Origin of the sequence: Rhodanobacter lycopersici, from assembly GCF_040812335.1 — a bacterium.
GTDB lineage: Bacteria > Pseudomonadota > Gammaproteobacteria > Xanthomonadales > Rhodanobacteraceae > Rhodanobacter_A > Rhodanobacter_A lycopersici.
The window spans coordinates 303,968-327,044 of sequence record NZ_JBFOHK010000004.1; the positions used below are offsets into that span (position 1 = coordinate 303,968).

The window sequence follows — 23,077 nt, forward strand, 5'->3', positions numbered from 1 at the left end:
CGCATGAAAACCAAGCATCCAAACCACGGTTTCAGCCTGATCGAGGTGATGGTCGCCGTACTGATCGTCACGCTCGGGCTGCTCGGCATCGCCGGCACCTTGCTGACGGCGACGCGCAGCGCGAGCTCCAGCTATCTCCGGCAAAACGCCGTGCAATACGCCTACGACATCGTTGATCGCATGCGGGCCAATGCCGCCTCCGTGAACGCCGGCGGCCCCTACACCGCGTCCATGGCAGCCCCCGGCACGGCCCCGTCGCCCGACTGCACCACGTCATCCTGCACCAGCGCCGAAATGGCTGCGTGGGACGTATGGGAGTGGCAAAGCCTGCTCAGAAACCTGCCCAACGGCCAAGGCTCAATCACCCTGACCAGCGGCCCGAACAGCACCACCACCATCACGGTGACCGTGCAATGGATCGACACCCCCGCCCAGACCACCTTCAACGTCGCCACCAGCAACCTCACCCCAGCCTCCTACACCGTGGTCACCTCGCTATGAAATACGGCACCGGACGCAGCCGCATGGGCGGCTTCGGATTGCTTGAACTGATGCTGGCGGCGGCCCTTGGCCTGATCGTGGTGGCTGGCGTCATCGTGATCTTCGTGGCGCAACGGCAGGTGTACAACAACTCCTCATCGCAATCGCTGATACAGGACTCGGACAACGCCATTGCCGCCCTGGTCACCCCGGTGGTGCGTGGTGCCGGCTTCACGGGCTGCGGCACCATCGGCAATGGCGTCATCTCCTCCATCTCATCCCCGGCCACGCCGCTCACCTTCAACGCCAACAGCACGGTGCAGGGCTATACCGGCACCATGCCTGCCAGCCTCGTGGACAATGCCGGCGATGACAGCACCGCCAGCGACTGGACGCCCTCGCTGGACGCATCCATCACCACTGCGAGCAATGGCGGCCCAGAGCAAGGCAGCGACGTGCTGGTCGTGATCGGCGCCGCCCAGAACGCCTCGCCCATCGGCGTCACGGCTCCCATCACGGGCAGCCCCATTGCGGTCAACGACACGACCCAGCTCGAGGCGATCAATGGCGGCGGTGCGCAGATGGTGGCCGTGTCCGACTGCAGCAAGAGCACGATCTTCATGGCCACCGGTATCGGCTCGGACAGCGTGGCGTTCAGCTCCGGACCTGGCAGCACACCCAGCTATCAGGCCAACAGCCAATTGATTCCCGTGCAACAGACCGTGTTTTTCGTGGCCAAGGGCGACGGCGGCCAGAGCGCGCTCTGGCAGGGTGTGATGACCCTGCCGGCTGGCGCCACCACCGCAGCGGGAGCCGCGTGGAAGATGAACGAGATGGTTCCAGGCGTGGCGGCCATGAAGGTGCTGTACGGCATCGGCGCCGGCGGAGACGAAACCGCCGGCCAATACGTCGATGCCAGCGAGGTCAGCGACTGGTCGCAGGTCACCTCGGTCAAGCTCGGCTTTGTGGTGGAGGGCGGCCTCGGCTCGGCAACGGTGCCCCCGGCGGCATGGAGCTACACGCTGTTCGGCAAAACCGTTTCCATGCCGGCGGACTCGCGCATGCGCCATGTCTTCTATCTGACCGTCAACACCCGGAACACCACGCTATGACCGCGCAAGTCCACCTTCCCCGGCACGGCAGTCGTGGCATCGTGCTGCCCACCGTGCTCATCATGCTGCTGGTGCTTACCATCGCCTCGCTGGTGATTGTGGAGCAGATCAGTTCGCAAACCCGCATGGCCGGCAACGCCGCCGTGGAGCAGGTGACCTTGCAGGCGGCCGAATCCGGGCTGCGCGAAGTGGTCAACGACCTCAACAGCGGCGCCATCTCGTCCCTGCCGACCGCCTATTACGCCAACACCGGCGGGTACTACTACTTCGAGGCCAGCAATTACAACAGCAGCACGCCGCTGCCGTGGAAGGTCCCCTCCAACTGGGGCAGCAACCTCACCAATACGCCTGCGCTGAGCTGCGCCAGCCCCACGAGCATGGCGACAAGCCTGTGCCAGTACATGATCGAAATGCTGCCCTCGGTACGTGTCAAGGGCGGCAGCACGATGCGGGTATTCCGCATCACCGTGCGCGCCGTCGGCCCGAACAACCAGTCCGTGGTGATGTTGCAAACCCTCTACCAACTGCCCGCGTAATCCTGCGACGACTCGCCCCTATGAACATCTCGAAGCATGCCAGCCTCCGAATTCTGCGGCGCGCCACGTTCACCGCACTGGCGGTGGCACTGAGTGGCGTAGCCTATCTTCCGGCCGTGGTGCTGGCTGCCACGCCGCCGTCGCTCACCATTTCGCAGACGCCGTTGACCGTGACCTCGCCTGTCCATCCGCAGGTGATCTTCGCCATCGGCAACTCGCAGTCGATGGACGGCGACCTGTCCGGCGCCATCATGACCGGCTCCGGTACCGTCACCGGGCTCAGCGGCTCCAGCTCGCCCGTCAACTACACGGTTCCCAGCGGCTACACCCCGCCCTCCAATACGGCGAACGCCGATCTCACGCTGGCGTTGCCCAGCACCTGCCCCGATGTCCCGGCCGCCACGTCAAGCGTCGGCGACGAGCCCTACACCACCACCTGCGGCACGACCGAATACGACACCAGCGCCAGCCGCCTGAACGTGGCCAAGGAAGGCATGCTGGCGATCATGAACCAGTACTTCCCGACCACCGATTTCGCCCTGGAGGACTACAGCACCAGCGGCAATTCGCTGTACACCACCTGGGTGTACTACATGTCCAACAACTCGGGTTTCAGCTTCACCAACACCCAACCGGCCAGCGGCACCGACTACGTCACCAACCCTTGCTGGAATTACTCCAGCAGTAGCAGCTCAACGGTCAAGAGCAACTGCAGCTCCATCAGCTCGACCCTTTACTCTTCATCGACGGTCGGGAACAGCCAGTACATGGTCATCGGAGCGTCCAGCGACGATGCCGACATCAACGACGTGCTCTATTCCAGCGGCAACAGCCCCGTCTACATCGACTACGGCACCGTCACCCCCACCAACCCGTACCCGCCAAACAAGAGCCTCGCCGATTACGAAAGCGGCAGCATCTCGGTTTCCTATAGCAAGGTCGTTCCCAGCGGCAACGGTACGAGCACCGGCCCGACCAACGCCGGTTACGTCCCGTATTCAACGCAGGTGATGTACGCCCAGCGCGGCTTCGGCTACTACGTCAAAAGCATGTCGCACACCACGGGCAACAACGTGGTGGCCATGACCTCGGCCGGTACCTCGCCTACTGCCGCGTCGGTCACCACGGCCATGGGCAAATTCGCCAAATATCTCGCGCCGGAAACCAATTCAACCAGCAGCAGCGAGATCAAGGCGCTGGCCTACCAGTCGCCGCTGCCCGCTTTGCTGGCGGGTGCCTCCAGCACGCTGAAGACCAGCCTCGCCGCCGCATCCGCCGATTGCACGCCGCCCAAGCAATACGTGGTGCTGGTGACCGACGGCCTGCCTACCATGGACAGCAGCGGCAACAACTGGCCCCCCCTGGGCAGCGCATCGGCCGCCGGCTACGGCGTAACCGCCGCCTACAATGCGGATGGCTCGTTGAACACCACCGCAGGCGGCGGCACCAACGACCAGGCGATGATCGACACCATCTCCCAGATCCAGACCCTGCAGAACAACGGCATCGAAACCTATGTCATCGGCCTGGGTGCCGGCGTCAGCGATCCGAGTTCCGCCGCCGGGTTGGCCATGAAGGCCATGGCCGTTGCCGGCGGCACCTCCTCGACCAGCGCCGATGGCTACTTCCCTGCTTCCAGCACGGCGGACCTGGTCCAGGACCTGTCCGCCATCCTGTCCAACATCTCCAGCCAGAACACTTCATCCAGTTCCGCGGCGGCCAACTCCACCTCGCTGACCAACAACTCCTACATCTACCAGGCCACGTTCAACCCCGGCTCCGCCACCAGCAACGCGTGGACCGGCGATCTGCAGGAATACGGCATCAATGCCAATGCCGTCATCAATACAACGGCAACCTGGAGTGCCCAGGCGCAACTCGATGCGCTGGCCAGCCCCGCCACCACCCGCAACATCGCCACCTGGGATCCCTACCACGTAGCCTCGGGCGGCACGACTGCCACCCCTGCTGCCGTCGGGTTCGACTGGAACACCCTGTCGAGCACCCTGCAGGGCGATTTGCAGCCCAGCGATACCAATGGCCAACTGCGCCTCAACTATCTGCGCGGCGACCACAGCGAAGAGCAAAGCAATTCCGGCGGCATCTTCCGCACCCGCGAGCACCTGCTGGGCGACATCGTGGACAGCTCGCCGGCCTATGTCGGAGCGCCATCCGATTACTTCCCCGACGCGTCCTACCAGACTTTCGCGACCAACAACGCCAGCCGCACCCCCATACTTTACGTGGGTGCCAACGACGGCATGCTGCACGGATTCAATGCCAGCACCGGCAATGAGGTGATGGCGTTCATCCCTTACGGTGTTTTCGCCAACCTCTACCAGCTCACCAGCCCCTATTATTTGTATAACCACCACTTCTACGTGGATGGCACCCCCTATGTGGACGACGCCATGCTGTCCGACGGGAACTGGCACACCTTGCTGGTGGGCGGCGAGAACGCCGGCGGCAACAGCATCTACGCCATCGACGTGACCAACCCGTCCGGCTACACCTCCGACTCGGCCGTGGCCAGCGACGTGCTGTGGGAGTTCACCGACTCGGACATGGGCTACAGCTACAGCGCCCCCGTGATCGTGCGCTCGAATGCGGTGAGCGTGACCGATGCCAGCGACAGCCAGGTGACGCAAGGTTTTGCCGTGATCTTCGGCAATGGCTACAACAGCCCCAGCGGCCAACCCATCTTCTATGCCGTGGATGCCTCCACCGGCCAGCAGATCGCCAAGATCAATCTCTGCACCGCCGCAGGCGTGCCTACCACGGCTTGCAGCAGCAGCGCAGCCAATGGCTTGTCCAGCGTCACGGCGACCAACTCCAGCGGCCTGGTGGGCGTGCCGCAGGACATGGTTTACGCGGGCGACCTGCAGGGCAACCTGTGGGCCATCAACATCGGCAACGCGGATCCGACCAAGTGGACGGTGAAGCTGCTCTTCCAGGCACGCGACTCCAGTAACAATGCGCAACCGATCACCAGCGCCCCGTCGGTGACACCCAACCCCAACTTCCCGGGCATGAACGGCCAGTCCTACCTCGGCTCGATGGTGTACTTCGGCACCGGCATGTTCCTTCAGACGACCGACCTCACCAGCACCAGCACGCAGAGTTTCTACGGCGTATGGGACAACACCAGCGACCTGTCCAATTACCCGACCGGGCAAGTCCCGTCTCCCCCTTACAAGCGCAGCAACCTGCAATCGCAGACGATCTCGCTGGGCAGCTACACCGTGGGCGGGGTATCGACGCCGGCCATCTTCTCCACCAGCAACGAGGTAAACCTGACCTACAACAGCATTACCTACGCCAACCCGACGCCGCCGCCAGCCAGCCTGACGGCAAACCCGGTGGAAGGCTGGTACTTCGACCTGTCGCCGCTGGTGAGCAGCACTTCCGCTCCGGCACCACGCGTGTTCAACGCCTCGGCGGTCGAAAGTGGCGGCGTGCTGTTCGCGGTCAACATTCCGCCTGATGCCACGTCCACCTCGTGTGGCACGCCCAGTTCGTACCTGATGTATGTGCAATACGACAGCGGCACGCCGTTCCCGGAAGCAGCCATTGGCTTCGGCGGTGGCGTCACGATTGTCCCGGGCGTGGCCAGCGGCGCCGGCAGCAGGCTTACCAATAGCAATCCCACCGGCATCTTCATCGGTAATGGCTACAGTTCCGCAGCCACCAGCATGGGGAACAATGGGAACACCAACTCACAGATCATCAGCGGCGGTGCGCCGCTGCCAGGGTCACCACTTCCGCCACCGCCACCGACCAAAGGCGACAAGTCCGGCCGTCTCGGCTGGTGGCAAGTCCAGTGAGAACCATCATGACGAAACCGAACCATAGATACGGAATGCGTGGCTTCAGTCTGATCGAACTGATGATCGTCGTGGCGATCATCGCGATTCTTGCCGGCCTTGCCGTCAGCAGCTACCTCAGATACGCGCAGCAAAGCCGGCGTTCGGACGCCTATGCCGCGCTGTCGCAGGACCAGGGCATCCTTGAGCGCTGCTACGCACTCACCTTCAGCTACGCAAACGTATCGTCGGCAGCCAATGGCTGCCCAAGCATGCCCGCCACTTCTCCGTCGGGGTATTACACCGTGGCGCTGGCCAGCACCTCGAGCACCTATACCATCACCGCCACCCCCGTGACGGGTGGCCCGCAGGCGGGCGACACGGCCTGCCCGAGCTTCTCTGTCGACAACACCGGCACCAAGACGCCATCCCCGACCACCTCGTCCTGCTGGCAGCAGTGACCCGGCAAGACGATGGGCGCTCGGCACCGGCATGACCAAGCGGTGCCAAGACGCCGAAGTTTGAACAACCCTAACGACCGATTGACCGGCAAGGCTCCTGGCGGTTCTGGCGGCATTGCCGTTGTGGCCAATGAGCCGGGCACGATGGCGTCTGCATGTCCTCGCGCTGTCCATCCGGCCCCGCAACGCGGATAATTGTTGGCCCCGAGTCGAAGCAAGCTGTGCAATGTTCGTACCTGGTCAACGCTGGATCTCCACCGCCGAGCCCGAGCTCGGCCTCGGCACCGTGCTGCGCGTCGAGGGACGCGGCGTGCAGGTGCTGTTCGCCAAGGCCGGCGTGCTGCGGCCATACGCCGCCGATTCCGCGCCGCTGGTGCGGGCCGAGTTCCGCGCCGGCCAGCGCGTGGCCGGCAAGGGCATCGCGTTTCTGGTCGAGCGCGTGGAGATCCGCGACGACCTGCTGATCTACCGTGGCGAGGGTCGCGAGCTGCACGAAGGCCAGCTCGACGACGAGCAGAGCGTAAGCCAGGCCGACGATCGCCTGATTGGTGGCCGCACAGATCCGGTGGCGCAGTTCGAGCTGCGCGTGGAAGGCCTGCGCCACCGCGCTGAAGCGCGCCGCTCGCCGGCCTGGGGCCTGGGTGCCGCGCGCGTGGGCCTGGTGCCGCACCAGCTGCGCGTGGCGGGCATCGCCTCGGCGCGCCGGCCGCCGCGCGTGCTGCTGGCCGACGAGGTGGGCCTGGGCAAGACCATCGAGGCAGGCATGATCGTGGCGCGCCAGCTCGCCACCGGCCGCGCCTCGCGCGTGCTGCTGCTGCTGCCCGACACCCTGGTCTACCAGTGGTTCGTCGAGCTGCTGCGCCGCTTCAACCTCAGCTTCGCGATCTACGACGAGGAGCGCTGCGAGTCGCTGGAGCTGCCGCTGGACGGTGCTGCCGCACCCACCAACCCGTTCGAGGACGAGCAGCTGGTGATCGCGGACTTCGCCTTCCTCGAAGCGAACCCGAAGCGCGCGCAGCAACTGCTGGATGCGCCATGGGACCTGCTGGTGGTGGACGAGGCGCACCACCTCGCCTGGACACCCGAGGCCGCCAGCCCGCGCTACACGTTGGTGGAGCGGCTGGCCGCGAAGACGCCCGGCGTGATCCTGCTCACCGCCACGCCGGAACAGCTGGGCCGCAGCGGTCACTTCGCCCGCCTGCGCCTGCTCGACCCACAGCGCTACCACGACCTGGACGCCTACCTCGCCGAGGCCGAACGCTTCCAGCCACTGTCGCAGATGGCCGACAAGCTGCTCGACGGCGAGGCGCTGGACGAGGCCCAGCTCGCCACGCTGCGCAGCGCCTTCGCCGGCGATGCAGCGCTGGAGGCGCGGCTCGCCAACACCACCAGGCCCGAGCATGCGCGCGAGATCCTCGCCGCGCTGATCGACCGCCACGGCACCGGCCGTGCGATGTTCCGCAACCGTCGCGCCGGCATCGGCGGTTTCCCCCAGCGCGTGCCGCAGTGGCATGTGCTGGATGCCGCCGGCCTCGACGAGACCGCACGTCAGGCCCTGCTCGCCGAATTCCACGCCGACCTCCAGCAACCGCCCCCCGTGCTGGAGCACGACTACGCGAACGATCCGCGCCTCGAAGCGCTGGTGACCCTGCTCGACGCGCATCCGCAGGACAAGTTCCTGCTGATCTGCCGCAGCCAGGCCAAGGTGCTGGCGCTGGAGGAGGCGCTGCGCACGCGCAGCGGCGCCGGCATCGCGCGTTTCCACGAAGGCCTGGGCATCGTGCAGCGCGACCGCAACGCGGCGTACTTCGCGCAGCCCGACGGCGCGCGCCTGCTGCTGTGCTCGGAGATCGGCTCGGAAGGCCGCAACTTCCAGTTCGCGCACCGGCTGGTGCTGTGGGACCTGCCGCTCGACCCCGACCTGCTGGAGCAGCGCATCGGCCGCCTCGACCGCATCGGCCAGACCCACGACATCAGCATCCACATCCTTGCCGTGGCCGACAGCGCGCAGCATGTGCTGGCACGCTGGTACGACGAGGGCGTGGATGCGTTCCGCCAGAGCCCGGCCGATGGCCGCGAGCTGCTGCGCCGCTATGGCGACACGCTGGCGCGACTCGCCGACCAGCATGCGCGCGGCGACGACGGCCGCGACCAGGAGCTGGATGTCCTGCTGGTCGAGACGCGCGCCGCCCACGAGCAGATGGCCGAACTGATCCGCGAGGGCCGCGACCATCTGCTGGAGCTGGCCACCAGCCGTGATCTGCACGCCGAGGAACTGGGCCAGGCCTTCCGCCGCGAGGACGAAGACCCGGCCCGCGACGCCTTCGTGCAGCGCCTGCTGGAAGCCTACGGCATCCATGCCGAGGAGCTGGGCGGCAAGGTGTTGCTGCTCGATCCGCAATATCTCTCCACCGACGCCCTGCCCGGCTTCGCCGAAGGTCCGCAGTCGGCCACCTTCAGCCGCGCCGTGGCGCTGGCGCGCGAGGAGCTGCCGCTGCTGCGGCTCGATCATCCGATGATCGCCGGCGCGCTGGACCTCGCGCTCTCCGGGGAACAGGGCAATGCCGCCTTCATGGTGGACGACGCGCTGCCGCCGCGCAGTGCGCTGCTGCAGACCGTGTTCGTGCTGGAGTGCGTCGCCGATCGCCGGCTGGACGCCGAACGCTTCCTGCCCGCGCTGCCGATCACCATCACCATCGACACCCGGCTGGCCGAGCGCGCGGACTTCCAGCCCAGCGACGCCGCGCTGCGCAAGGCCGCCGACCGCAACATCGAAGTGCCGCGCTACCGCAAGTTCCTCGCCAAACTGGTGCCGCCGATGCTGGAGAAGGCGGAACTCGCGGCCAGCGCCCGCGCGCAGGCGATGATCGACAACGCCATGGCCGAGGCCGGCGCCGCGCTGGACGCGGAGCTGTCGCGCCTGCAGGCCCTGCGCGCGGTGAACCCGTCGATCAGTACCGCGGAAATCGCCACGGTGGCCGCCGAGCGCGACGCCTTGCTCACCGCACTGCCACAGTCGCGGTTGCGCCTGGATGCGGTGCGTTTCGTGGTGAGTGCCGACTTCCTAGCCCTGCGCTGACACGGCATCCGTGTAGGAGCGCACCCTGTGCGCGATGGCTTTGGCGCTTGATCGAGGCCAAAAGCCATCGCGCACAGGGTGCGCTCCTACGGGTTCTCCGTGTTCGTTGCGCCGAGCCTCAGGCCTTCATGGCCCGCGCATGCCAGGCAATGTGCTCGCCGATGAAGCTGGCCACGAAGTAGTAGCTGTGGTCGTAGCCCGGATGCAGGCGCAGGGTCAGTGGATGGTTCGCCTCCACGCATGCCTCGCGCAGCAGTTCCGGCTTGAGCTGCGTGGCGAGGAATTCGTCGGCCTCGCCCTGGTCCACCAGCAGGGGCAGGCGTTCGGTGGCGATCTTCAGCAATTCGGTGGCGTCGTGGCGCACCCACTCTGCGCGATTCGGTCCGAGGTAGGCGGTGAACGCCTGCTCGCCCCATGGCACCCGCGCCGGCGCGACGATGGGGGCGAGCGCCGACACGCTGCGGTAACGCCCCGGGTTGCCCAGCGCGAGCGTCAGCGCACCGTGGCCACCCATCGAGTGCCCACTGATGCCGCGCGCATCGTTGGCGGGGAAATTCGCCTCCACCAGCGCAGGCAATTCGTCCACCACGTAGTCGCGCATGCGGTAATGCGCGGCCCACGGCTGCTCGGTGGCGTTGAGGTAAAAGCCCGCACCCTGGCCCAGGTCATACGCCGGGTCGTCCGCCACGCCCTCGCCACGCGGGCTGGTATCCGGCGCCACCACGATCACGCCGTGCTCGGCCGCGTAACGCTGCGCACCGGCCTTGGCGATGAAGTTCTGCTCGGTGCAGGTGAGGCCGGACAGCCAGTACAGCACCGGCAGCCGCGCCGTTTCCACCTGCGGCGGCAGGTAGACAGCGAAGTTCATCGTGCAGCCGAGCACGGACGAGTCGTGCCGGTAGACGTCCTGCCAGCCACCGAAGCAGGCGCGGTGTTCGATGCGTTCAAGGTTCACGGGGTTCTCCCTGCCTTATGAAAGTGCCCACCTGCAGGTGCAGGATGCACCTGCGGAACAGCGAAGCTGGCCCCGCAGGGGCGAGCGACAGGATGGCGCGAGTAAAGGGCGGATGAGGGTACGGGCGAAGCGCGGCGCTCCGCCCATACCCTCACCCCTCTTCCTCGCTCCTCCACGCGGAGCGAGCACATGGATGTGCCCGGCCCTGGGGAGCGAGGAAAGCAGGGCCATTCATGGCCCTTCCCCGTGTCCGGAGGGAGAGGGGCTTTCAAATCAGTAGTGGATGACCGAACGGATCGACTTGCCGTCGTGCATGAGCTCGAAGGCCTCGTTGATCCGCTCCAGCCCCATGGTATGGGTGACGAACGGCGCCAGCTCGATCTCGCCCTTCATCGCTTCCTCGACCATGCCGGGCAGCTGGCTGCGACCCTTCACGCCGCCGAACGCAGTGCCCATCCACTTGCGGCCGGTGACCAGCTGGAACGGCCGCGTGGAGATTTCCTGGCCCGCGCCGGCCACGCCGATGATCACGCTCTGGCCCCAGCCACGGTGCGCGCACTCCAGCGCCGCACGCATCACGTTGACGTTGCCGATGCATTCGAAGCTGTGGTCCACGCCCCAGCCGGTCATCGCCACGATCACCTGCTGGATCGGCTTGTCATGCTCCTTCGGGTTGACGCAGTCGGTGGCGCCCATCGAGCGTGCCAGCTCGAACTTGGCCGGGTTGGTGTCGACCGCGATGATGCGGCCTGCCTTGGCCTGGCGCGCGCCCTGCACCACCGCCAGGCCGATGCCGCCGAGGCCGAACACCGCCACGCTGTCGCCTTGCTGCACCTTGGCGGTGTTGTGCACCGCGCCGATGCCGGTGGTGACGCCGCAACCCAGCAGGCAGACCTGCTCGTGGTCCGCCTGCGGGTTGATCTTCGCCAGCGACACTTCCGCGACCACGGTGTACTCGCTGAAGGTGGAGCAGCCCATGTAGTGATGGATCGGCTGGCCGTTGTAGGAGAAGCGCGTGGTGCCGTCCGGCATCACGCCCTTGCCCTGCGTCGCACGCACCGCCGTGCACAGATTGGTCTTGCCGCTCTTGCAGAACAGGCATTCGCCGCACTCGGCGGTGTACAGCGGGATCACGTGGTCGCCCGGCCGCACCGAGGTGACACCCTCGCCCACCTCCACCACCACGCCCGCGCCCTCGTGGCCCAGCACGCAGGGGAACAAACCCTCCGGATCGTCCCCGGACAGCGTGAACGCATCGGTGTGGCAGACGCCGGTGTGGCTGATCTTCACCAGCACCTCGCCCTTCTTCGGCGGAGCCACGTCGATCTCGACGATCTCCAGCGGCTTGCCGGGGGCGAAGGCGACGGCGGCACGGGATTTCATGATGGTGCTCCTGTAATGGGTCGGTGGTTCGGCCGGTGCGAGAGCCGGCTATTTGAGATAGGTGCGCAGCAAGGTGATGGTCTGTTCCAGCGCGGCCGCATCGACTGCCGCGGTACGGCGGGACGCGAAGCCGGCACGCAGATGGCTCTCCAGCACTTCGCCCATCAGCCCGTTCACCGCGCCGCGGATCGCCGCGATCTGCTGCAGCACGGCGCCGCAGTCGACCTCCTGCTCCAGCGCCTGCGCCAGCGCGTCCAGCTGGCCGCCGATGCGACGAACGCGCACCAGCGCCTGCTTCTTTTCCTGCGTCGAGTACGGCATGCGCCTTCGCCTTGGATACCCCAGGGGAGTATATGCCATCGCGTCGCCAAGGTCATGCCGCGCCGGAGCAGCACAGACAAAAAAGCGCACGGCTTACACCATGCGCTTGCGGAATGGACGCCAAGCCCTGGGCTATTTCGAAATCAGGCCACGCCCGAAGCAGCAGCCTGCCGCATGCGCCGCTCGATGCCGAACGCGTAATAGGCCACGGTGAGCAGCGCCAGCCACGCCACGCCCACGTAGAGCGCCACGCGGGTATCCGGGCTGTAGCCCAGCATCACCCACACGAAGGCGAGGAAGGCCAGACACACTACGCTGGACAGCGGCCACACGCGCAGGCGGAACGCCAGCGGCTGCAGCTGGCGACGGCGGAAGCTCCAGTGCGCCACCAGCACCATGCCCCAGGTCCACACCGTGTTGAACGCGAGGATGGACATCATCATGCCGAAGATGCGCCCCGGCACCAGGTAGTTCATCAGCACGCCGAACAGCAGGAACGCCATGGTCACCAGCACGCCGCGCACCGGCACGCCGTGCGTGCTGGTCCGGCCCATCGCCGCCGGCGCCTGGCCCTTGCCGGCGAGGCTGTGCAGCATGCGGCTGCCGCTGAAGGTGGTGGAGTTGAAGCTGGACAGCGCCGCGGTGATCACCACGAAATTGATCAGCCCCGCCGCACTGGGAATGCCCAACCGTGCGAAGGTGGTGACGAACGGGCTGCTGTTCGCGTCCAGCTCGTTCCACGGGTAGATCGCCATGATCACGAACAGCGAGCCGATGTAGAAGATCAGGATGCGCCAGATCACCGAGTTCACCGCGCGCGGGATGGTGCGCTCCGGCTGCGCGGCCTCCGCCGCCGCCATGCCGATCGTCTCGATGCCGCCGAAAGAGAACACCAGTACCGGCAGCGCCAGCACCATGCCGGTGACGCCATGCGGAAACCAGCCGCCGTGCGTCCACAGGTTGGACAGGCCCACCGGCGTGCCGTGGTTGCCCCAGCCCAGCCAGATCATCGCGAAGCCGCCGAGGATCATCAGCACCACGGTGAGCACCTTGATCAGCGAGAACCAGAACTCCAGCTCGCCGTACACCTTCACCGCCAGCAGGTTCAGGCCACCGATCATCGCCACGCTGGCGAAGGCCCAGATCCACTGCGGCGAATCCGGGAACCAGGTCTTCATGTAGATGCCCACCGCCGTGCTCTCGACGATGCCGACGCCCATCATCAGGATCCAGTAGTTCCAGCCGGTGAGGTAGCCGGCGAACGGCCCGAGGTACTTATGCGCGTAGGCGCTGAAGGAACCGGCGATCGGCTCGCGCGCGGCCATCTCGCCCAGCGCGCGCATGATGATGAAGATCATCACGCCGCAGATCAGGTAGGCGAACAGTACCGAAGGGCCGGCCAGCTTGATCGTGCTGCCCGAGCCGAGGAACAGCCCGGCGCCGATGCACATGCCCAGCGCCATGAAGGTGATGTGGCGCGGCGTGAGGCGGCGCTGCAGGTCGTGGCTCATGGATTTCCTTGAGAGTCAGCGCAGCAATTGGCGCTTCGGTTTCAGCGGCAGGCGGCCGCGCCAGTACTGGATCATGACATAGCCGCCGACCATGCCCCCGAGGTGCGCGAAATGTGCCACGCCGGCCTGGGTGCCGGTGACGCCCAGCACCAGTTCCACCGCCGCGTAGCCGATCACGAACAGCCACGCCGGCATCGGGATCGGCAGGAAGATCAGGAACATCTTCTCGTGCGGGTACAGCATGCCGAACGCCAGCAACAGGCCGAACAGCGCCCCCGAGGCGCCGATGGTGGGATAGAAGCCGTGGGTGAAGTACTTCACCACCATGAGCTGCGCCACCGCCGCCACGATCGCGCAGACGAAGTAGTAGATCGTGTAGTTGCGCGCACCGAAGGTGCGCTCGATCACCCCGCCGAACATGTACAGGCCGAACATGTTGAACAGGATGTGCTCGAAACCGCCATGCATGAATGCATAGGTGACCAGCTGCCAGGGTTCGAACCCCGCGACATTCGAGTACGGCGAAGGCCCCAGCGGCCACAGCGCGAAATGGCTGATGAGGGCAAGCGAGCCTGCATCCGGCAACAGCTGCTGCAACGCGAACACCAGTACGTTGGCGATCAGCAGGTAGCGGGTGACCGGCGGGAGGTTCGGCATGCAGGGTTCCGTCGACGCCTGTGTCACAAGGGCAAAGCATTAGCGTAACGGCTGCGATGCCCCACGAACATGTACGGAAAGGCACATTACTTGAAGAGTGCGGCCAGGATGGCCGCCCTTTTGACTTTCGCGATCAGGGAGGATCGCAAAAACAAAGCCGCCTCGCTGGGCGGCTTCTCGATCTCGATGCAGGTGCGAGGCCCGGGATCAACCGTTGCTCCCGCCCCCGGCCAGCGCCAGCATGCCCTCGGGACGCTTGGCGCCCACGAAGCGCTTCGCCCAGTAGGCCTCGTCGAGGCTGGAGATCTGCACCGACTTGCCGTAGGTGGGGGCGTGGATGAAATTGCCGTTGGAAATGTAGATGCCCACGTGGGTGATGCGGTGGCGACGGCCGCCGGTGTGGAAGAACACCAGGTCGCCCGGCTTCATGTCCGCGCGCTTCACCTTCAGGCCGGCGAGGAACTGCGAGGCGGAGTTGGTGGGCAGCTGCACGCCGATCGCATGGGCGAACACGTAGCGCACGAAGCCGCTGCAATCGAAACCGGTGGTCGGGCTGTGGCCGCCACGCACGTAGCGCACGTTGCGCAGGTTCATCGCCAGCCCGATCAGCGCCTTGCGCAGATCGGTGACCGTGTCGACATCGTTGTCGGCCTGGCTGGCGGCCGGCCTGGCGGCCTCGGCTACGGCAGAAGCGGCAACGACCGGCGCAAGCAGGCTGTGCTCGACGCCAAAGGTCGGGGCCGTGCCACCATTGAAGCCCGCCACGCCGGACGAAGCCAGCGTCGGCATCGGGCTGAGGGCGGGCAGCGGGTTCAGCGACAACGGGGAGGCGAGGATGCCACCAGTGACCAGCGAGTAATGGCTGTCGGCGGAAGCGCTGGCGACGGCACGGGGCTGCGGATGGCTGGACTTGGTGTGGCGCGACTTGGTGTGGTGCGCCGGTGCGTGGCGGTGCTGGACGTGCTTTTTCTGGGCCTGGTGGGTCACGGCATGCGAGGGAGTAGCCAGCAGCAGCATCGAAACGAGCGCGGCAACACCGGTCAATCGCTGGATTGGCATGAGGCAATGACCCCCTACAACACTTACCCGGAGATGCCACCTGGCATGCAGGCGACGTGACGAAGGGATGAACTTACCAAGAAGATCCGGGAGGTTTGTTGGATTGGGGTTAACTGAACCCCGTCGTTCGCAAACACTGCCGTGCCCATCACGCTCCGAAAAACAGCAGATTTTTCCGGAACTTGCTCCAATGATCCCGAAACCGGGCGTTCCAGGCCTGATTTCCGATACGTTTCAGAAGCTTGTCGGCGCAGGGCGCCGCCCGAAGATCGCGGTACCGATGCGTACTTCGGTGGCGCCCTCGGCGATCGCCAGCGGGAAATCGCCGCTCATGCCCATGGAGAGCCGCGGCAATTCATGCCCGCGCGCCTGCGCTGCATCGCGCAGCTCGCGCAGCTGGCGGAAGCAGGCGCGCACTTCCCCGGGATCGTCCGCGTGGACGGCCAGCGTCATCAGGCCGCGTACCCGCAGGGTGTCGTAGCGAGCCAGGCTGTCGAGGAAGGCGGGCAGCCCGGCAGGCGGCAGGCCGTACTTGCTCTCCTCGCTGGAGGTCTTCACCTGCACCAGCACGTCGATGGTGCGGCCTTCGATCTGCAGTCGGTGGTGCAGCGCCTCGGCCAGTTCGGGGCGGTCCAGCGATTGCACCTCGCTGGCCAGCCGCGCCACGTCCCTGGCCTTGTTGGTCTGCAGGTGGCCGATCACCACCCAGGCGATGCCGCAGTCGGCCAGCGGCCCGGACTTGTCGCGGATCTCCTGCACCTTGTTCTCGCCGAAGCGGCGCAGGCCCAGCGCCACCGCCGCGCGCACCACCTCGGCGTCGAAGGTCTTGCTGACCGGCAGGATGGAGACTTCGGCCGGGTCGCGCCCGGCGGCACGGCAGGCCTCGTCCACCCGGCGGCGGACGTCGGCCCAGTTGGCGGCGAGATGGGAATGATCCATGGGTAATGGCTCTTTGCGTTTGCCTCCTCTTCCCTCTGGGACGCGGGGAAGGGCCATGGATGGCCCTGCTTTGGTGAGCGAGGAAGAGGATTGAGATGAGGGGCGGGTGCTCGCGGAAACATGCAGTCGAAGCGCCTTTGGCTCTGCACAAATGCTCTCGTGACCTTGCCCCCTCACCCCGGCCCTCTCCCCAACGGGGAGAGGGAGAAAACCGCATCAGCCCCTGGCGCCCTGCGCGTGATGCTTCGCCACCACCTCGGCCACCACCGCCGACACCTTCTTGCCGGTGGGGATGTGCAGGAACTCGTTGGGGCCGTGGGCGTTGGAATGCGGACCGAGCACGCCGGTGATCAGGAACTGTGCCTTGGGGAATTTCTCGCCCAGCATGCCCATGAACGGGATCGAGCCGCCCTCGCCCATGTAGGTGGCCGGCGCGCCGAACTGGTTCCGCGACGCCTCGTCCACCGCCTCGGCCAGCCAAGGCGACAGCGCGGGCGCATTCCAGCCGCTGCCGTCCTTCTCCAGGTCGAAGCTGACCTTGGCGCCGTAGGGCGGGTCCTTCTCCAGCAGCTGCTTCAGGAACTGGCCGGCCTGCTTCGCGTCCAGCGTGGGCGGCACGCGCAGGCTCAGCTTCGCCGCGGTGAACGGGCGCAGCACGTTGCCGGCGCTGTCCAGCGGCGGGATGCCGCCGATGCCGGTCACGGCGAGCTGCGGACGCCAGGTACGGTTGAGCACCAGCTCGGGCAGATCCTTCGTTACCGGCTGCATGCCTGCGGTCCAGGGGAACTTGCTGTAGATGTCGCCGCCCAGCACGGTAGCCGCGTGCTGCGCCTGCTCCACGCGCTGGGCGGGGATCTCGACGTACAGCTCCTTCGGCTTGATCGTGCCGGTTTCCGGGTCCTCCAGCCGCGACAGGATCTCGCGCAGGATGCGGAAGCTGGACGGCACCACGCCGGAGGCGTCGCCGGAATGCACGCCCTCCTCCAGCACCTGCACGGTAAGGTTGCCGCCGGTCATGCCGCGCAGCGAGGTGGTGAGCCACAGCTGGTCGTAATTGCCGCAGCCCGAGTCGAGGCAGACCACCAGCGAGGGGTTGCCGATGCGCGCGGCGAGGTGATCAACGTAATAAGGCAGGTCGTAGCTACCCGACTCCTCGCAGGCCTCGATCAGGATCACGCAGCGCGCGTGCGGCACGCCCTGCTCGTGCAGCGCCAGCAACGCCGCCAGCGAACCGAAGATCGCGTAGCCATCGTCGGCGCCGCCGCGGCCGTAGAGCTTGTCGCCCTTCAGCACCGGCGTCCACGGGCCCAGGCCCTCGGCCCAACCGGTCATCTCCGGCTGCTTGTCGAGGTGGCCATACAGCACCACGGTGTCGTCGCCGGCGCCGCTGGCCGGCACCTCGATGTAGATCAGCGGCGTGCGCCCTTCCAGCTGCACCACTTCCAGCGTGCTGCCCGGCAGCGCGGCGAGCTTGGACTGCGCCCAGTCGCTCATCAGCTTCACCGCCGCATCCATGTGGCCGTGCGCCTTCCAGTCCTTGTCGAACATCGGCGACTTGTTGGGGATGCGGATGTATTCCACCAGCCTGGGCACGATCTCCTCGTCCCACAGGCCGCTGACGAAACGGGAAAGGCGGGCGGTATCCATGGGTGGCTCCAAAGCGACGGAAAAACGCCATTCTAGCAAGCCGACGTCAGCAGCCAGTCGCGGGCCGCCTGGCAGGCACTACACTGGCGCCCCGTTTCGACCGGCCCCGCCATGATCCTGCCGCGTTACCACATCGCCGCCTCGCGCATCCCCGGCGCCGGCAAGGGCCTGTTCCTGGATGAGCCCGTGATCGCGGGGCGCATCATCAGCGCGCCCGACGCGATCGACCGTACCTTCCGCCACGACGAGTTCGCCGCGCCGGAACTGGCCAAGCTGAAATACGCCAGCGCGCGCTGGTTCGAAGACCGCTACACGGTGTCGCCGGACTGGCCCGACGAGTGCTACCTCAACCACAGCTTCCAGCCCAACGGCCTGTGGCACCTGGGCTTCGTGTTCGCGCTGGCCGAGCTGCCCACGGGCAGCGAGATCACGGTGGACTACCGCCACCTGCTGCCGCCCGGCGAAACCGAGGATTTTGCGGATGCGGCCACAGGTGAGACAATCACCGGATTGTCCTGGACCGAAAGCCTTGCTTCGAGCACCCGCGCACTGGCGACCTTGCTCGATGGCATGTGACTTGCTAGCTGATTTGGCATGATCGACATCCCTGTAATCGAGACGGCGCGCCTGCGCCTGACTGCGCTAACCGAGCGCCATTTCGACGACTACGCCGCGATGCTGGCCGACCCGGACAGCACCCGCTATGTCGGCGACGGCCAGCCGCTGGACCGCACCAACGCCTGGCGTTCGCTGGCGATGCTGCTGGGCCACTGGCAGTTGCGCGGCTACGGCATGTGGGCGCTGGAGCTGAAGCATACCGGCGAGTTCGTGGGGCGTGCGGGCCTGTTCTGTCCCGAAGGCTGGCCCGACCTGGAACTGGGCTGGATGCTCAAGCCCGAGCACCGCCACCACGGCTACGCCACCGAGGCGGGCATGGCCGTGCTCGACTTCGCCTGGAGCCATCTGCACGCGCCGCGGGTGATCAGCCTGGTGCGCGTGGGCAACGAGGCCTCCGACCGCGTGGCCGAGCGCCTTGGTGGCGAGCATATCGACGACATGGATTTCTACGGCAGCGACACCCACGTGTTCGCCTATTACCCGCCGCACCGCGAGACGCGCCGCGCCGCCTGCGGTTGATCCGATCTTGAATGTGGGCGTGCCTTTGCACGGCGCCACTTTTGAATCCTTCGCACATACCCGGCCTCACCGTAACCAGGCTCGCCTGCGGCGGGCTTTCGGACGCCTGCCGGCGCCCGAGTCACTTCTCTTTGCTGGCCCACGCCACCGCCAGGAGCGGTGGCGAACGGCGCAGCCGGCCCGCAGGGCGGAGGGCAGGAAGCCCGGAGTCAAGAGAAGTAACCAAGAGAAATGGCCTGATTCAATACGCCGGGATTACAAGCAGGACGTTTCGAGGTTTTTGGAGCCACTTCCGCCTACGCGATACACGGTGCGGCCACACCGCGCCGTATCCGAGAGCTGAGGGAAAAGTCTTACGGCGCTTCGTGGTTTTGCCTTGCTCTGGCTGTCGCTTCTGTGCGCAGGAGCGCGCTGCTTTTCCGGGACCCCTGGGCGGCGGTGAGGCGGGGCCGGGCAGGATGCCCGGCAAGCGCCAACCGGGGTGTCGTTTTCTCCTGGCTACTTCTCTTTGACTCCGGGCATCCGGGCATCCTGCCCTCCGCCCTTCGGGTCAGCTCCGCTGTTCGCCGCCGCTCCTGCGGCGGCGTGGACAAGCAGAAGAGAAGTAGCTCGGGCGCCCAAAGGGCGCACGAAACCGCTTTGAGACTTACGAACAGAACCTGAGAAAAGCCCCCCTCTCCTCGCTCCTCAATGCCGGCGCCATCCATGGCGCCTCCCCGCGTACCCGCAAGCGGGAGAGGGGAAAAGCAGACTGCGTCAACGCGAACGCCCCAACCGCGCCAGCGCGAACAGCCGCGCGACACGCATCCAGGCGATTGCCAGCACGATCAGCTGGCTGAGCAGCAGCGCCAGCCAGAAGCCGCCATCGACCGCCGTGGTGTGGATGCGCGCGATGCCCAGCGCCGATGCGATCGCCAGACCCAGCACGCTCACTACCAGATAGAACAGCAGGGTCTTCAGCGGCCGGCGCAGCAACTGCATGAAGCCACGACCGAAGGCACGAGTGGCAGAACGCAGACTGGTGTCGGCGATGAAGGCCGCACGGGTGGATTCCACGATGGCCTGCGCCAGCACGAATACCACCAGCAGCACCCAGCGCGCGCCGTGCGCCCAGGCATCGGCCTGTGCCTCCAGCACCGCCTGGTCGGCGTGCCGATCGGCCAGATGCATGCCGGCGCCTGCCACCACCACCACCACCGCATACGGCAGCAGCGACCACAGCATCACCCGGAACATGCGCCCGTACTCGATCCAGCCGTTCTGCAGCAGAGCGGCGAACCCGAGGGTGCGCGCGGCGCGTCCGCTGCCCACCGCCATGCCGTCGAGGAAAGGAGACATGAGCAGCGTCAGCAGCAGCGCCAACAAGGCAGCCCCTCCCAGCCAGGCGGCGTGCCCGGCCATCGCGCCCAGCGCATCGCCGAACATCAGCGGATCGAATTGCCGCGCCCAGGCCTCGGCATGCACCGAATGGTCGAGCAGGCCGCCAAGCGTGCGCCACAGCGGCAGCGCCACCACGCTGGCCGGCAACAGCATCAGCAGCAGCCAGAGCAGCAGCAGGCGCCATTGCAGGGCGGTGCCCATCGCGGAGAACAGGGCGCCGAAACCGGCGCGCGGAGCAGTCGTCCTGGCCATCATCACAGCGTCACCAGCGTCGAGTAGAAGGCTTGCAACAGCGCGGCCACGTCGGTCGTCCAGCGGCGCGAGGCGGCGCCGTCCGGCTTGGTCGCATAGCTGTCGTTGAGCTTGTCGGCATCGAGATAGACCTGCCGTTCGGGATCGAGCTCGGCCGAAACCACCTTGCTCGGCTTCGTGAAATCGAAGCGCGCCCAGCGGCGGTCGTCGTTCCAGCGCACGTCCTCGTGGCTGCCGTCGGCAAAGCTGACGCGCAGCGTCTCAGGCACGCGGGCACCGTCGCGCAACACGGTCACCGTGCTGTGCCAGGGAAACGGTCCGCCGCTGCCCGGCTTGGCGTCGGGATGGGCCTTCTTCCAGTCCGCGCGCTGTTTGGCGATCTGCTTGTCGAGCGCCTTCTGGTCAGCTTCCGTCGGCTTGCCGTCCTGCCAGCTCACGCCGGCCTGGGGCAGTACTTCCTGCACGTCGATGTCGGCCACCCGGTCGTCGATGTGCGCGGTACCGTAGACGATCTGGTCGAAGATCGTGTTCACCGCCTTCGCATCGCCCGAGCCGTCGACCAGCGCCTGGCGCAGATCGGCCACCGAGGGATGGCGGAAGCGCCAGCGCTGGTAATACAGGCGCATGGCCTTTTCCATCGCCGGCTCGCCGATGCGCTGCTCCAGGTCGTGCATCGCGGTGGTGGTGCGCGTGTAGACGGTGCCGTAGCTGGAACTGGAGAGGCGATCCCAGCTGTTCTGCGCCAGCGGATCCTCGGGACGGTCGAGTTCGGCAGCCAGGCGCTCCATCTGGTAGCCGCTCATCGCCGGTGCGATGCCCAGCCATTTCATGAACGGCGTGGCGAGCACGAGGTTCTCGTCGCGCGCGCGCATCATGTGGTCGTCCCAGAACTCGTTGATGCCCTCGTCGAGCATCGGCTCCTCGAACTCGTTGGAGGCGAGGATGCCGTAGAAGTAGCCGTGGCCGAATTCGTGGATGTTCACGAAATCGCTGCCGTACTGGCTGATGGTGCCCGGCGTGACTTCCTTGTAGCCCTCGGAGGTGAAGAAGGTGGGGTACTCCATGCCGCCCGCTTCCTGCGCGTTGTAGGGCGGGATCACCGCGGTGACCGTGTGGTACGGATACGGCGCGATGGTCTTCGAGAAGTAGCCCAGCGAATCGATGGTGGATTTCAGGGTGGGCGCGGCGCTGGCCACGTATTCGGCCTGGTAGATCACCCGCACGTCCACCTGCGGGCTGCCTGGCCCGGTGTAGCTGCCATCCAGCGTCTTGTAGCCCTTGGCCGCCACCCAGGCGAAATCGTGCACGTCGCCCTGCACGTAGTGGTACGTGGTGCGGCCGCTCGCCACCTGCGGTGCGCCCTGCAGCTGACCCACCGCGCCCACGGTGTAGTCGCTGGGCACGTCGAGGTGCACGTCGTAGCTGCCGAAGTCGGCATAGAACTCGCTGTTGAAGTGGAACTCGTGCACGTTCCAGCGCGGCGCGGTGGCGCCGCGCTCACCGGCCAGTTCCAGCACGCCGATCTTGGGGAACCACTGGCCGACCAGGTTGAAGTCGCCCCACCAGCCGGTGCGTTCCACCACGCGCGGCAGCTGGCTGAGGAAATCGATGTCCAGCGCCAGCGTGCCGCCTGCGGGCACTGGCTGGGCGAGATCGATGCGCACCACGGTGTGGTCGGTGGCCGGGCCGCCGTCGGGATGCACGAAGCTCCATTTCAGCGCCGTGCCGTCCTGCGCCACGTTCTGCAGGTGGACCCAGCCCCACTGCCCGTCCTTCAGTACCGCGTTGCCGCGCGAACGGCCGTGCGCGGTGAGCACCTTGCGCTCGGTGAACCAGGTGCTGCCGTCGCTCTCGAACGCGTTGAGGTAGAGGTGGAAGTAGACGTGGCTGACCGGGCGGTCGCTGCGGTTGCGCCAGGTCATGTGTTCCTTGCCGGTCACCCGATGCTTGCCGGCGTCGAGGCTGGCATCGATGGCGTAGCTCACCACGCGGTCGGACAGCGTGGCCTCCTGGCCGGTACGCTCGCCGCCCCACGCGTTCGCCGCGCTGGGCGTGGTGATGATGGTCTGGTGCGCCGGTGCGAAAGGAATGGGCCCCATCGAAGCCGGCGCCGTGCTGGCAACCGCCGGTGCCGCCACGCTCCCCGCCGCTGCCGGCGCCTCCAGCGCGAAACACGCGCCGGCTCCACACCAGCCCACGGCCAACGCAGCGAGCCACAGCCCGCCCCTGCCCATGATCGCCCCCATTCGCGCTCTCCCCACGCAGTGATCTTCGCAGCCTGCGCCTGACCCGGCTCGCCGTCATAGGCCAGAGGTCATGCATACAGGCTCAGGCCCCCGCTAAGCTGCCGGACGGGTGGCGCATG

18 protein-coding genes are annotated in these 23,077 nt (G+C 66.6%); 8 read left to right on the forward strand and 10 right to left on the reverse strand.

Annotated elements, in window-relative coordinates:
- Window positions 1-3: 3 nt before the first annotated feature.
- The 6 genes from pilV (at window position 4) to rapA (ending at window position 9,471) form a co-directional block, all read left to right on the forward strand.
- Window positions 4-501, forward strand: a complete 498-nt coding sequence (gene pilV / locus ABQJ54_RS15305) for a type IV pilus modification protein PilV (protein ID WP_367855178.1) — start codon at window positions 4-6, stop codon at window positions 499-501.
- Window positions 414-1,592: a PilW family protein gene (locus ABQJ54_RS15310; RefSeq protein WP_367855179.1), complete on the forward strand. Its 1,179-nt coding sequence runs from the start codon at window positions 414-416 to the stop codon at window positions 1,590-1,592. The genes pilV and ABQJ54_RS15310 overlap by 88 nt, the downstream gene beginning before the upstream one ends.
- Entirely contained in the window at window positions 1,589-2,128 is a 540-nt protein-coding gene (locus ABQJ54_RS15315) for a pilus assembly PilX family protein (protein ID WP_367855180.1), read from the forward strand. The genes ABQJ54_RS15310 and ABQJ54_RS15315 overlap by 4 nt, the downstream gene beginning before the upstream one ends.
- Before the next feature lie 20 nt (window positions 2,129-2,148).
- Entirely contained in the window at window positions 2,149-5,952 is a 3,804-nt protein-coding gene (locus tag ABQJ54_RS15320) for a pilus assembly protein (RefSeq protein WP_367855181.1), read from the forward strand.
- A gap of 35 nt (window positions 5,953-5,987) precedes the next feature.
- A complete protein-coding gene (locus ABQJ54_RS15325; RefSeq protein WP_367855182.1) occupies window positions 5,988-6,392 on the forward strand; it encodes a type IV pilin protein in 405 nt (134 codons plus the stop codon).
- A 226-nt stretch (window positions 6,393-6,618) separates the two neighbouring features.
- Complete coding sequence (gene rapA / locus ABQJ54_RS15330) at window positions 6,619-9,471, forward strand: RNA polymerase-associated protein RapA (protein WP_367855183.1); 2,853 nt, start codon at window positions 6,619-6,621, stop codon at window positions 9,469-9,471.
- 118 nt (window positions 9,472-9,589) lie between these two features.
- Here rapA and fghA read toward each other — a convergent pair whose 3' ends face one another.
- From fghA to ABQJ54_RS15370, 8 genes are all read right to left on the reverse strand, one after another.
- Complete coding sequence (fghA, locus tag ABQJ54_RS15335) at window positions 9,590-10,426, reverse strand: S-formylglutathione hydrolase (protein WP_367855184.1); 837 nt, start codon at window positions 10,424-10,426, stop codon at window positions 9,590-9,592.
- A 273-nt stretch (window positions 10,427-10,699) separates the two neighbouring features.
- Window positions 10,700-11,809, reverse strand: coding sequence for an S-(hydroxymethyl)glutathione dehydrogenase/class III alcohol dehydrogenase (locus tag ABQJ54_RS15340; protein WP_367855185.1), 1,110 nt, complete (start codon window positions 11,807-11,809; stop codon window positions 10,700-10,702).
- 48 nt (window positions 11,810-11,857) lie between these two features.
- Window positions 11,858-12,130, reverse strand: a complete 273-nt coding sequence (locus ABQJ54_RS15345; RefSeq protein ID WP_367855186.1) for a metal/formaldehyde-sensitive transcriptional repressor — start codon at window positions 12,128-12,130, stop codon at window positions 11,858-11,860.
- 143 nt (window positions 12,131-12,273) lie between these two features.
- Window positions 12,274-13,641: an amino acid permease gene (locus tag ABQJ54_RS15350; RefSeq protein ID WP_367855187.1), complete on the reverse strand. Its 1,368-nt coding sequence runs from the start codon at window positions 13,639-13,641 to the stop codon at window positions 12,274-12,276.
- A gap of 15 nt (window positions 13,642-13,656) precedes the next feature.
- Complete coding sequence (locus ABQJ54_RS15355) at window positions 13,657-14,298, reverse strand: rhomboid family intramembrane serine protease (protein ID WP_367855188.1); 642 nt, start codon at window positions 14,296-14,298, stop codon at window positions 13,657-13,659.
- A gap of 207 nt (window positions 14,299-14,505) precedes the next feature.
- Window positions 14,506-15,357 carry a C40 family peptidase gene (locus ABQJ54_RS15360; protein ID WP_367855189.1) on the reverse strand — a complete coding sequence of 284 codons (852 nt, stop codon included), beginning with the start codon at window positions 15,355-15,357 and terminating at the stop codon, window positions 14,506-14,508.
- 234 nt (window positions 15,358-15,591) lie between these two features.
- Window positions 15,592-16,296 carry a YggS family pyridoxal phosphate-dependent enzyme gene (locus ABQJ54_RS15365; protein WP_367855190.1) on the reverse strand — a complete coding sequence of 235 codons (705 nt, stop codon included), beginning with the start codon at window positions 16,294-16,296 and terminating at the stop codon, window positions 15,592-15,594.
- A gap of 216 nt (window positions 16,297-16,512) precedes the next feature.
- Window positions 16,513-17,943 carry a M20 family metallopeptidase gene (locus ABQJ54_RS15370; RefSeq protein WP_367855191.1) on the reverse strand — a complete coding sequence of 477 codons (1,431 nt, stop codon included), beginning with the start codon at window positions 17,941-17,943 and terminating at the stop codon, window positions 16,513-16,515.
- A 111-nt stretch (window positions 17,944-18,054) separates the two neighbouring features.
- Here ABQJ54_RS15370 and ABQJ54_RS15375 point away from each other — a divergent pair, with 111 nt between their 5' ends.
- Together ABQJ54_RS15375 and ABQJ54_RS15380 are read left to right on the forward strand one after the other, a co-directional pair.
- Complete coding sequence (locus tag ABQJ54_RS15375; protein WP_367855192.1) at window positions 18,055-18,519, forward strand: SET domain-containing protein-lysine N-methyltransferase; 465 nt, start codon at window positions 18,055-18,057, stop codon at window positions 18,517-18,519.
- 18 nt (window positions 18,520-18,537) lie between these two features.
- Complete coding sequence (locus ABQJ54_RS15380; RefSeq protein WP_367855193.1) at window positions 18,538-19,080, forward strand: GNAT family N-acetyltransferase; 543 nt, start codon at window positions 18,538-18,540, stop codon at window positions 19,078-19,080.
- 756 nt (window positions 19,081-19,836) lie between these two features.
- On the opposite strand, the gene ABQJ54_RS15385 is transcribed toward ABQJ54_RS15380, so the two are convergent.
- On the reverse strand, window positions 19,837-20,715 hold the full coding sequence (locus ABQJ54_RS15385) for a hypothetical protein (RefSeq protein WP_367855194.1): 879 nt from the start codon (window positions 20,713-20,715) through the stop codon (window positions 19,837-19,839).
- Window positions 20,715-22,811, reverse strand: coding sequence for a M1 family metallopeptidase (locus ABQJ54_RS15390; protein ID WP_367855195.1), 2,097 nt, complete (start codon window positions 22,809-22,811; stop codon window positions 20,715-20,717). The genes ABQJ54_RS15385 and ABQJ54_RS15390 overlap by 1 nt, the downstream gene beginning before the upstream one ends.
- Window positions 22,812-23,077 lie beyond the last annotated feature (266 nt).

Excerpts from the sequence above, each read along its gene's own strand:
- pilV (WP_367855178.1), top strand. The coding sequence starts at position 4 with ATGAAAACCAAGCATCCAAACCACGGTTTCAGCCTGATCGAGGTGATG.
- ABQJ54_RS15310 (WP_367855179.1), top strand. The coding sequence starts at position 414 with ATGGATCGACACCCCCGCCCAGACCACCTTCAACGTCGCCACCAGCAA.
- ABQJ54_RS15315 (WP_367855180.1), top strand. The coding sequence starts at position 1,589 with ATGACCGCGCAAGTCCACCTTCCCCGGCACGGCAGTCGTGGCATCGTG.
- ABQJ54_RS15320 (WP_367855181.1), top strand. The coding sequence starts at position 2,149 with ATGAACATCTCGAAGCATGCCAGCCTCCGAATTCTGCGGCGCGCCACG.
- ABQJ54_RS15325 (WP_367855182.1), top strand. The coding sequence starts at position 5,988 with ATGCGTGGCTTCAGTCTGATCGAACTGATGATCGTCGTGGCGATCATC.
- rapA (WP_367855183.1), top strand. The coding sequence starts at position 6,619 with ATGTTCGTACCTGGTCAACGCTGGATCTCCACCGCCGAGCCCGAGCTC.
- ABQJ54_RS15340 (WP_367855185.1), bottom strand. The coding sequence starts at position 11,809 with ATGAAATCCCGTGCCGCCGTCGCCTTCGCCCCCGGCAAGCCGCTGGAG.
- ABQJ54_RS15345 (WP_367855186.1), bottom strand. The coding sequence starts at position 12,130 with ATGCCGTACTCGACGCAGGAAAAGAAGCAGGCGCTGGTGCGCGTTCGT.
- ABQJ54_RS15350 (WP_367855187.1), bottom strand. The coding sequence starts at position 13,641 with ATGAGCCACGACCTGCAGCGCCGCCTCACGCCGCGCCACATCACCTTC.
- ABQJ54_RS15355 (WP_367855188.1), bottom strand. The coding sequence starts at position 14,298 with ATGCCGAACCTCCCGCCGGTCACCCGCTACCTGCTGATCGCCAACGTA.
- ABQJ54_RS15360 (WP_367855189.1), bottom strand. The coding sequence starts at position 15,357 with ATGCCAATCCAGCGATTGACCGGTGTTGCCGCGCTCGTTTCGATGCTG.
- ABQJ54_RS15365 (WP_367855190.1), bottom strand. The coding sequence starts at position 16,296 with ATGGATCATTCCCATCTCGCCGCCAACTGGGCCGACGTCCGCCGCCGG.
- ABQJ54_RS15370 (WP_367855191.1), bottom strand. The coding sequence starts at position 17,943 with ATGGATACCGCCCGCCTTTCCCGTTTCGTCAGCGGCCTGTGGGACGAG.
- ABQJ54_RS15375 (WP_367855192.1), top strand. The coding sequence starts at position 18,055 with ATGATCCTGCCGCGTTACCACATCGCCGCCTCGCGCATCCCCGGCGCC.
- ABQJ54_RS15380 (WP_367855193.1), top strand. The coding sequence starts at position 18,538 with ATGATCGACATCCCTGTAATCGAGACGGCGCGCCTGCGCCTGACTGCG.
- ABQJ54_RS15385 (WP_367855194.1), bottom strand. The coding sequence starts at position 20,715 with ATGATGGCCAGGACGACTGCTCCGCGCGCCGGTTTCGGCGCCCTGTTC.
- ABQJ54_RS15390 (WP_367855195.1), bottom strand. The coding sequence starts at position 22,811 with ATGGGGCCCATTCCTTTCGCACCGGCGCACCAGACCATCATCACCACG.